Origin of the sequence: Bradyrhizobium genomosp. I (2014), assembly GCF_000261685.1 — a bacterium.
In the GTDB taxonomy this organism is placed as follows: domain Bacteria; phylum Pseudomonadota; class Alphaproteobacteria; order Rhizobiales; family Xanthobacteraceae; genus Bradyrhizobium.
In genome coordinates, this window is sequence record NZ_AJQE01000376.1 from 1 (window position 1) to 8,645 (window position 8,645).

Annotated in this window: 10 protein-coding genes; 1 reads left to right on the forward strand and 9 read right to left on the reverse strand. The window is 65.7% G+C overall.

What is annotated here, in order from left to right; genetic code table 11:
- Positions 1 to 344: 344 nt before the first annotated feature.
- Both IC50_RS33175 and IC50_RS33180 read right to left on the reverse strand, forming a co-directional pair.
- Positions 345 to 1,226 (reverse strand): AraC family transcriptional regulator, encoded by an 882-nt coding sequence (locus tag IC50_RS33175; RefSeq protein ID WP_035715350.1) that lies wholly within the window; start codon positions 1,224 to 1,226, stop codon positions 345 to 347.
- Between the two features lie 307 nt (positions 1,227 to 1,533).
- Entirely contained in the window at positions 1,534 to 1,773 is a 240-nt protein-coding gene (locus IC50_RS33180; protein WP_035715351.1) for a hypothetical protein, read from the reverse strand.
- 159 nt (positions 1,774 to 1,932) lie between these two features.
- Here IC50_RS33180 and IC50_RS33185 point away from each other — a divergent pair, with 159 nt between their 5' ends.
- On the forward strand, positions 1,933 to 2,670 hold the full coding sequence (locus IC50_RS33185) for a Crp/Fnr family transcriptional regulator (protein WP_035715353.1): 738 nt from the start codon (positions 1,933 to 1,935) through the stop codon (positions 2,668 to 2,670).
- Between the two features lie 34 nt (positions 2,671 to 2,704).
- Here IC50_RS33185 and IC50_RS33190 read toward each other — a convergent pair whose 3' ends face one another.
- The 7 genes from IC50_RS33190 to lptD all read right to left on the reverse strand — a co-directional run.
- Positions 2,705 to 3,421, reverse strand: a complete 717-nt coding sequence (locus IC50_RS33190; protein ID WP_035715355.1) for a Crp/Fnr family transcriptional regulator — start codon at positions 3,419 to 3,421, stop codon at positions 2,705 to 2,707.
- 277 nt (positions 3,422 to 3,698) lie between these two features.
- Positions 3,699 to 3,935 (reverse strand): hypothetical protein, encoded by a 237-nt coding sequence (locus IC50_RS33195; protein ID WP_035715357.1) that lies wholly within the window; start codon positions 3,933 to 3,935, stop codon positions 3,699 to 3,701.
- 76 nt (positions 3,936 to 4,011) lie between these two features.
- On the reverse strand, positions 4,012 to 5,070 hold the full coding sequence (locus tag IC50_RS33200) for an alcohol dehydrogenase (RefSeq protein ID WP_035715358.1): 1,059 nt from the start codon (positions 5,068 to 5,070) through the stop codon (positions 4,012 to 4,014).
- Positions 5,071 to 5,193: 123 nt separating this feature from the next.
- On the reverse strand, positions 5,194 to 6,048 hold the full coding sequence (gene rsmA, locus IC50_RS33205; protein WP_035715360.1) for a 16S rRNA (adenine(1518)-N(6)/adenine(1519)-N(6))-dimethyltransferase RsmA: 855 nt from the start codon (positions 6,046 to 6,048) through the stop codon (positions 5,194 to 5,196).
- Complete coding sequence (pdxA, locus tag IC50_RS33210; RefSeq protein WP_050991172.1) at positions 6,048 to 7,085, reverse strand: 4-hydroxythreonine-4-phosphate dehydrogenase PdxA; 1,038 nt, start codon at positions 7,083 to 7,085, stop codon at positions 6,048 to 6,050. The genes rsmA and pdxA overlap by 1 nt, the downstream gene beginning before the upstream one ends.
- Positions 7,085 to 8,020, reverse strand: coding sequence for a SurA N-terminal domain-containing protein (locus IC50_RS33215; RefSeq protein WP_035715362.1), 936 nt, complete (start codon positions 8,018 to 8,020; stop codon positions 7,085 to 7,087). Before IC50_RS33215 ends, pdxA begins: the two co-directional genes overlap by 1 nt.
- 61 nt (positions 8,021 to 8,081) lie before the next feature.
- Positions 8,082 to 8,645, reverse strand: a 564-nt coding sequence (gene lptD / locus IC50_RS33220) for an LPS assembly protein LptD (RefSeq protein ID WP_035715364.1), incomplete at its 5' end; no start/stop codon positions are given.

Here is an 8,645-nt window from a genome sequence, read left to right on the forward strand (position 1 = left end):
TGACGATCGCGAAGCGCCCCTTTGGCAGGGGCCGGGATGTCGCGTGTATGCCATAAATCCGAAATTCGGAAAAGTGAAATATCTTTGCGACGAGGGCTTGACCAGGGTGTTTTGCCCGACGCCTCGCGAGCGGTGGGCCCGGTCTCCACTCGTCATTCCGGGGCGCCCTGAAAGGGCGAGCCCGGAATCCATCGCACGTCGAAGCATGCGGCCCGATGGATTTCCGGGCCCGCGTGCTTGCGCCCGCATCCCGGAATGATTGTAGGTGTGGTGACGGAACTTCAGTCCAACGGCAACGTCGCCTTCCCTTTAATCGGAAGCGCAGGCCCCGCCACCCGAGACCGCTATTTCAGCGGCAGGAATAGATCCGCGGTCGCCTCGTGATCGGGGACTTCCGGGACGAAGCTCAGTCGCTGGCAATAGATCGGGAAGTCGCGTGCTTCCTCGCCGCTGGCCGGGAGCCAGTCGCGATAGAGGTAGAGCGCGGCGGGCTCCAGATTGCCAGTGTTGCCGACGACGCGCAACACGGCGCAGCGTCCGCCGGGAATTTCGCCGCACCTGATCGCTTCGCCGTTCGGCTCGATCGGCTGGTCGGTTCCGACACAGAGGTCGACGCTATAGTCGGCAGGCGAGGCAGGCCGCCGCTCGGAACGCCAGACATTGAAGGTCGGGCTTGTCCTGGGATGCAGGCCGGCGGCTTTGCGCCAGGCGATGAAGCGCTGGATGGTGGTGGGCAGCGTCGCCGGCTCGCCCCGATGCTCCATGATCGCGACTGCCGTCGTCGGCACGTCGCGGATCGTCACGTCGTCGGTCGTAAAGGTCTTCTGCATGAACTTGCTCCTCGCGTTGTCGAGAGGCCCGAAGGCCGCAAGCCACGGCTCCCAATCGGGAGACTTCCGGAACGACGACGGCGATTGGCCGAACCGTTGCCGAAAGGCGCGGGCGAAGGCGTCAGGTGCGTCGTAGCCGGCATCCATCGCGATGTCGGTGACGCTCTCGGCGTCGCCGTAGGCCAACCGGTATGAAGCGCGCTTCATGCGGGCCAGCTGGATATAGCGATGCACCGACAGCCCGAAGGTCGCCGTGAACTGCCGGTGGAAGTGAAACTTCGAATAGGCTGCGACGCCGCTCAGCGCATCCAGGTCCAGATCGTCGTCCAGATGCCGGTCGATGTGATCGAGCACCCGCTGCATCCGGGCATGGTGGTCTTGAAGCGCCGCCGTCATCGTTCCGTTCTCCGTGGCAGCACCAGCTAAAGCGCGGGCGGGCTTCACGTGCTCGACCGATCTTGCGGTTTTGCCACGGGCGGCGGAACGTCGCCAAGCTAGTCCGGCGCGAAATCCGCTAAGGCGGCGCAACTCCTCGGGTTGCAGCAGCTCGATCTCGCTGCCCCCAGGCGATCAATCCACGATGCCTCAGCTCCTGGATGGTGCGATTGACGTGGACGATCGACAGTCCGCAGGCATCCTCGACGTGCCGCTGCGTCCTGCAGACGCGCGATGAACTTTGGATGCGGCATGCGTGCGTGCTGCTTCAGTCGTTCGGCGGCCTTGATACTTCGGCGAAGCGCCGCGAGAGCTTGGCGAGGGTCCAGTTGGAGACTGGCTCAGAGCGGAACTCGCGGATGGCGCGGGCGAGTTCCCGATCCGACATCGGCCGGACCGGCTCCTTCAACGTGCCATTCTCGAAGGCATCGCTGATGAAGTCGAGGTGCGCGCTCGTTTCAGATGCGAACAGGGTGCGGATGCGCTCCAGAATGGTCGTAGGGCTCATGAGACGGACGGGCTCGGTGCGCTTGCGAGTGATCGGTGGGATGCGACCCGGGCCGATCGCAAACCGGTTAGCAACCTGTGCTTCCGACTTGCGTTCTAGTCCGCTGAACCCAAGCCAGGCGTATCATTTGATAGACCCGGCGCGATTTTTGGCGGCCCCATGGAAAAAGCCCACGACGTGCTGATCCGGAACCTTTGCGGGCACACCGCGCTCACCGCGGAGGATATCGCCGAGATCCGCACGCTCACTTTCACTGTGCGCGATTTCCTGCCGAACGAGGACTTCATCCGTCAGGGTGACCGACCCGAGCATTCGGCGCTGGTCGTGTCCGGCATGGTCGCGCGCTATCACCTGCTCGGCAGCGGGCGGCGGCAATATCTTGCGTTCCACCTCACCGGCGACCTGCCGGATGCGCAGGGCCTGTTCATCGACCAGATGGACCATGGATTGAGCGCGCTGGGGCCGGCCTCGGTCGCCTTCATCCCGCATCGCGAATTGTTCATCGCGTTCCGGCGGCGGCCGACCTTTAGCTTGGCCGTGTGGCGGGAGACGTTGCGCGATGCCGCGATCTTCCGCGAGGCCATCACCAACAACAGCGCCCGGCCGATGCAGGCGCGCATGGCGCACTTGTTTTGCGAGCTGTTCTACCGCGCCCGCGAGGCAGGACTCGTCCGTGGCAATCGTTGCCGCGTGCCGATCAGCCTGGCGCAGCTCGGCGAGACGCTGGGCATGGCGATCGCAACGGTGAACCGGACGCTCGCCGAGCTCAGGCGGAGCGGAGCAATGGATCTGCGGGACGGCGAGCTGATCGTGCTGAAATGGCGCGAATTGCGGCAGCTCGGAGATTTCAGTCCGATCTATCTGCATCTGAAGCGCCAATCGCTGCGCCAAACCTGAGGTCCTCTTGCGAGCGATCAGATGCGATCAAATGCTAGTCGCCGGCGGTGGCCGCGCCCAGCACTTCGTCGAAGTGCTTCTTGACCCAATCGTTGCAGCAGCAGGCCCTGGCGTCGAGTGCCGGTGCGTCGAGGATCATGATGGCGCCGCGGCGGGTGGCGAGGATGCGCCTCGCCTTGAACATCTGGATGACACGGCTGGCATAGCTGCGGGAGACGCCCAGCATGCCGGCGAGCTGCTCGTGGGTGAGGGGGATCTCGGCCCCGCCGATCCGATCCTGCGTGGAGATGATCCATTTGGCGGCGCGCTGCTCGATCGAATGCGCGGCGTTGCACGCCGCGGTTTGCAGCAATTGCGCGAACTGGCAGTCGGCATAGCGCGAAAAGATCTCTTGCAGCGCGGCCGACCTCTGCTGCGCCTGCTCGAGCGCGCGCAGCGGCAGTCGGACGAGCGTGCCGCTCAGCTTCACGACGATGCGGGAATAGGCGAGCGAAGCATTGCGGCCGGCGGCAACGCCCACCGCCCCCTCGCGTCCCACCAGCAGGCTCTCGACCTCGCGATCGTCCTCGACCGGCACGGCGAACGACACGAGCGTGGGACCGCAGGGGAAATGAATGGCCGCAACGGCGTCGCCGGCGTGATGCAGGATATAGCCCATCTCGACTTCGACCGGTTGGAGGTGGGGGGCGAGGAGTTCGAAGTCTCGGGAGGTGAGCTGCCGGAGCAGATCGTTCTGGGGCCGACCGGTCACAGTTTCTTCTCTTGGCTGGCCGGGAATCGGCGCCGATCAGAACCCTACGTTTCCGTGACGGAACCGACGGTTCCAAAGTGCACACAAGGGCTTCTTGAACGGTTGAGAATTGCCGAGTCGGAAGTGGCGGTTGCGTGCGTGCAGGTCCGGCAGCGTTGATCTCGCCGAGTCTGTTCAGAAGTGAACATAGTCGGCCTGCGGATCGGCGTGCCGTCCGGCTGCCAAGCGTCTTACCCCGTGCGCTTTGCACGGCGGGCCCGAGGGGCGGCGATGAACATCACCCGACGCGTGCTCGGCCATCGCCCGCGGGATGGCGTTGGGCCGCATGCGCGCGGAAGGCGTCGATCGCCCTGTTGGCAAGCATCAACTGCCGGCGTTCGCCGGTTCGAATCTGGGCTTCGATGGCGTCGAGCAGGAAATTCGCACTCTCGTCCGGCGGGCCGAGCTCGCCGCTCTGCTCCAGGCAGCTCCAGGCGACGAAGAATGCGCTTTCAACGGTGCAACGGATCGACATGCGCTGCCAACGCGGCGCGGCCGAAGGCGTTCCGTGCGGCGGGCGAGACTTGCGTCGGGCCCGCCGCTGGAGTGGATCAGTTCTTCAGCACGATGCGGCCGACGACCTTGCCGGCGCGAAGCTCGTCGATCCATTTCTGCACGTCGCCCATCGGCTCCTCGCGCATCGGCGTCGGCTTGATCTTGCCGGCGCGTGCGAGCGCCATCAGCTCGTGGGCCTCACTGAGCGTGCCGACCATGAATCCTTCGATGGTCATGCGCTTGTAGACCCATTGCACCATCGGCAGCGTGAACTGGCCGCCCATCAGGCCGGAGACCACGATCTTGCCGCCGCGCGCGGCGACGGCGACCGCGAAGGCCATCGACTTCTCGTTGCCGGCGAAATCGACGATCTCGTCGAAGCCGCCTTCGGTCTCCTTCAGGATGCGCTTGATCACGTCGGGCTCGGACGGGTCGTAGGCGACTGCGGCGCCGTTCTTCAGCGCGGTATCCCGGGCGGCCGGCGAGAGGTCGGCGACCGTGATCGGCTGCTTGAACATCGCCTGCGCGAACGACAGGCCCATCATGCCGACGCCGCCGAGGCCGATCAGCAAGAGGTTGCGCTGGCGCGGACGGTCGACCAGGCGCTTGAGCGCGCCGTAGGCGGTGACGCCGGAGCACATCAAGGTCGCGGCCTGGTTGACGGGAAGGGGATCGTAGTCGAGCAGGTATTTCGCGTCGGGCACCAGCACGTGGCTGGCGAAGCCGCCGTCGATGGAGACGCCGAGGAAACGCTGCTTGACGCAGAGGTTCTCGTCGCCGTTCTGGCAATCGCGGCACTGGCCGCAGCCGATCCATGGGAAGACGGCTTTCCTGGCGCCGACGAGGCCGGCTGCTACGTCCGGGCCGACTTCGTCGACGACGCCGGCGATCTCGTGGCCGAGGGTGAAGGGCAGCGTCATGCCGCGCGTGGTGTCGAGCTTCTTGCCGCCGCCGAGATCGGCATAGCCGTCCTGGATGTGCAGGTCGGAATGGCAGAGGCCGCAGCGCTCGATGCGCACCAGCACTTCACGGCCTTGCGGCTTGGGCGTGTCGACGATGGTCTCGCACAGCGGCGCATCGAACTTGACCAGGGACTGCCGACGCATCAACGCCATTTTCTTTCCTCCGGAATTTGCGCCAAAGCGTTCGCTTCGGTTCGCCATTTGAGCATGATCTGATCGGAAAACCGCTTCACGCTTTGCGCTAACGCGGCCCTTCGGGTCCGGATCATGCTTCTCTCACGTTTCGCCGCGTATATCGGCCAATTCGCGCGCCATGGCAACAAAGCCGGAGATCGGAATGGTCTCGGCGCGCCGCGTTGCATCGACGCCGGCGGCGCTCGCCAGCCGTGCGGGATCGACGCCGAGCGACTTCAGGCTTTGCCGCAGCATCTTGCGGCGCTGGCCGAAGGCGGCGGCTGCGACCTGTTCGAGCAGCTTGCGCTCGCACGGCAGCGGCTCTGCGCGCGGCACGAGGCGCACGACGGAGGAGGTGACCTTCGGCGGCGGCACGAAGGCGGACGGCGCAATGTCGAACAGGATCCTGGTCTCGCAGCGCCAGTTGGCGAGCACGCCGAGCCGGCCATAGGCCTCCTCGTTCTCGCGCGCCACGATGCGCTCGCCGACCTCGCGCTGGAACATCAGGACCATCATCTCGTACCAGGGCGGCCAGGGCTCGATGGTGAGCCAGTTGATGAGAAGCTGGGTCGCGATGTTGTAGGGCAGATTGGCGACGATTTTTGCGCGGTCGCCCGAGAGCAGCGGACGCGGATCAAAGGTCATGGCATCGCCATGCACGATCTCGAGCCGGCCGGGATAGCGCGCCGAAATGTCCTGCAAGGCGGGGATCGCGCGCTCGTCATGCTCGATGGCGACGACCCGTCTGGCGCCGAGTGCGAGGAGGGCCCGCGTCAGCCCGCCCGGGCCGGGGCCGATCTCGACGATCGTCGCCTCGTCCAGCGGCGCGGCCGCGCGCGCGATCCGCGCGGTCAGGTTGAGGTCGAGCAAGAAGTTCTGGCCGAGCGACTTCCTGGCCGATAGCGCATGCCGTCGAATGACCTCGCGCAGCGGCGGGAGGTCGTCGATCGCGCCCATCAGCTTTGCGACGCGGCCATGCGGCGCGCAAGCTTGAGCGCCGCGATCAGGCTGGCCGGATTGGCCTTGGCCGTGCCGGCGATGTCGAAGGCGGTGCCGTGATCGGGCGAGGTGCGGATGAAGGGCAGGCCGAGCGTGACGTTGACGGCGTCGTCGAAGGCGACCGTCTTGATCGGGATCAGCGCCTGGTCGTGATACATGCAGACCGCGCAGTCATAGGTCTGTCGCGCGGCCTCGTGGAACATGGTGTCGGCGGGCAGCGGGCCCCTGGCCTCGATGCCGTCGTTGCGCAGCACTTTCAGCGCCGGCGCGATGACGGTCTGCTCCTCGTGGCCGAGCGATCCGTCTTCGCCGGCATGCGGATTGAGGCCGGAGATCGCGATGCGCGGCTTTCCGATGCCGAAGCGGGATTTCAGTTCGGCGGCGACGATGCGTACGGTCGAGACGATCAGGGCGCTGGTGAGCTGGGCCAGCGCGTCGCGCATCGAGACGTGGATGGTCACCGGCACCACAGCGAGCTGTGGCGACCACAGCATCATCACCGGCTGCGGAACGCGGCCGTTCTCTGCGGCAAGCTCGGCGAGGAATTCGGTGTGGCCGGGATGACGGAAGCCGGCGCGGTAGAGCACACTCTTGGCGATCGGGTTGGTGACGACGGCGCCGGCGCGACCCGCGCGCACGTCGATCACAGCCTGCCGGATCGAGGCGAGCGCGGCCGGCGCGCTGGATGCGTCGGGCTTGCCGGGCTCGGCGCTCGCGCGCTCGCCGGTCGCGACCACGGGCAGGGCATCGGTGAAGGCGGAAGCGGCCTCATTGGGGCTCACCGCGGCGATCCTGATGTCGGCGCCGAGCGCTTTGGCGCGCCGCGCGATCAGCGCCTCGTCGCCGAGCAGATAGAAGGCGGGCAGGTTCAGCTCGCGGCGCCTGAGCCAGGCTGCGATGGTGATGTCGGGGCCGATGCCGGCGGGCTCTCCCAGGGTCAGGGCAAGGGGCTTGGCTGTGGACCTGATGGCAGGCTCTGGGAGGGGCTTGGCCATCAGCGGTTGCGATATTCGATCATCGCCGCCTTGCGGAGATCTTCGAGATAGGCCTTCTGGGTCTTCTCGTACTTCTCCTGATACATCTTCTCGCGGACCTCGCGCTTCTTCGGCGTGTCGATCATGGTCGGCTTGCGCGAGCACAGCACCACCATCTCGATGCCGGCCTTGGTCATCTCCGGCGCGGTCAGGTGCCCGATCGGCGTATCGTCGAGCACCTTGCGCAGCGCCTCGGGCAGTTCCGCGCTGGTCTTGGTGATGCTGTCGCGGATGGTCGCGTTCGGCGTCGAGCGGAACAGCGAATTGGCCTCTTCGCAGCTGCCGATGCGCGCGCGATAGGTCTCGGCTTCCTTCTTCCGCGTCTCCAGGAACGCCGCGGACGAGCCGCGCGGCACGATCAGCACGATCGGCTGCATCTTGTATTCGGTGCCCTCGATCTGAAGCTTCTCGCCGGTCTGCGCCTGCACGGCCCGCGCGACGTCGCGCTCGCCGACCTGGAGGCGTTCCTTGTAGCGGCCGCGCACCAGGCTGGTCCAGACCATCTCGGCCTTCATGCGGCTCTTCAGCGTCTCGGGTCGAACGCCCTTGGATTCGAGCGATTTGGTGAGCTGGTCCGGCGTGATGCGCATGCGCTGCGCCATGCCTTCATAGGACTGGTTGATGTCGGAGACGCCGGGGTCGACACCGTACTTCTTGCCTTCCTTGAGCTTCACCTTGTCGTCGATCAGCTGGTTGATGACCTCCTGCCGGCTTGGGGTCTTCTGCGTCGTCAGCTGGTCGAGCTTGGAGCGCTGCTCGATGTCGAAATCGGTGATCGGGTCGCCGTTGACCATGACGACGATGTTCTGCGCGCGCGACGGCGAGGGCAGGGCGTTCAGCATCAGCCCGGCGCCGATGGCGAGAAGGAGGCGGAAGACAGGCAATGGAGTCGTCATGATGTCGCTCGCATGTCAGTCGCGTTGTGGTGAGGCAAACGCGGCCGGCACTTCAAACCGTTCACTGGAGGCCGGTGGAACCGCTGGTCGTCGACGAGTTTGCCAGCGTGCGCAGCCCGATTTGGAACATGAACGCGTGGCTCAGCACGGGCGGTGCGGTGCCCGCGGCATAGCTATACGAAGTTACATAGTTCGCCGCCAGCACGAAGCAATCGTCGACATAGCCGGCTCCGACCACATACTGGTTGATCTTGTTGGCCTCGAGGTCCCAACGCGCCGAGCCCGACACCACCCAGTTGGTCGCGATCTTCAGCGAGCCCGTGGTCAGGATGCCCTCGCGGCGCGTCAGATAGCCCAGCTCCGGCTGCGCCGCGTAATTGCCGTACAGCAGGCTGACCGCCCAGCGATTGAAGTTGGCGCGGCCTTCAGCCTCGAAGCGCTGCACGTTCCAGGTCTGCTCGTCCATGCGGGAGCGGACGCTGAACGTGTAGGTGCTGTTGGGCGAGTAGCTGGCGCTCGCGACATAATCGGACCGCGGCTTGTCCAGACCGGAATCCAGGCCGGTGTTGATGGTGTCCTGGACTGCGAAGGAGTTCAGGCCGAACAGCTGGTAGGACTGGCCGAA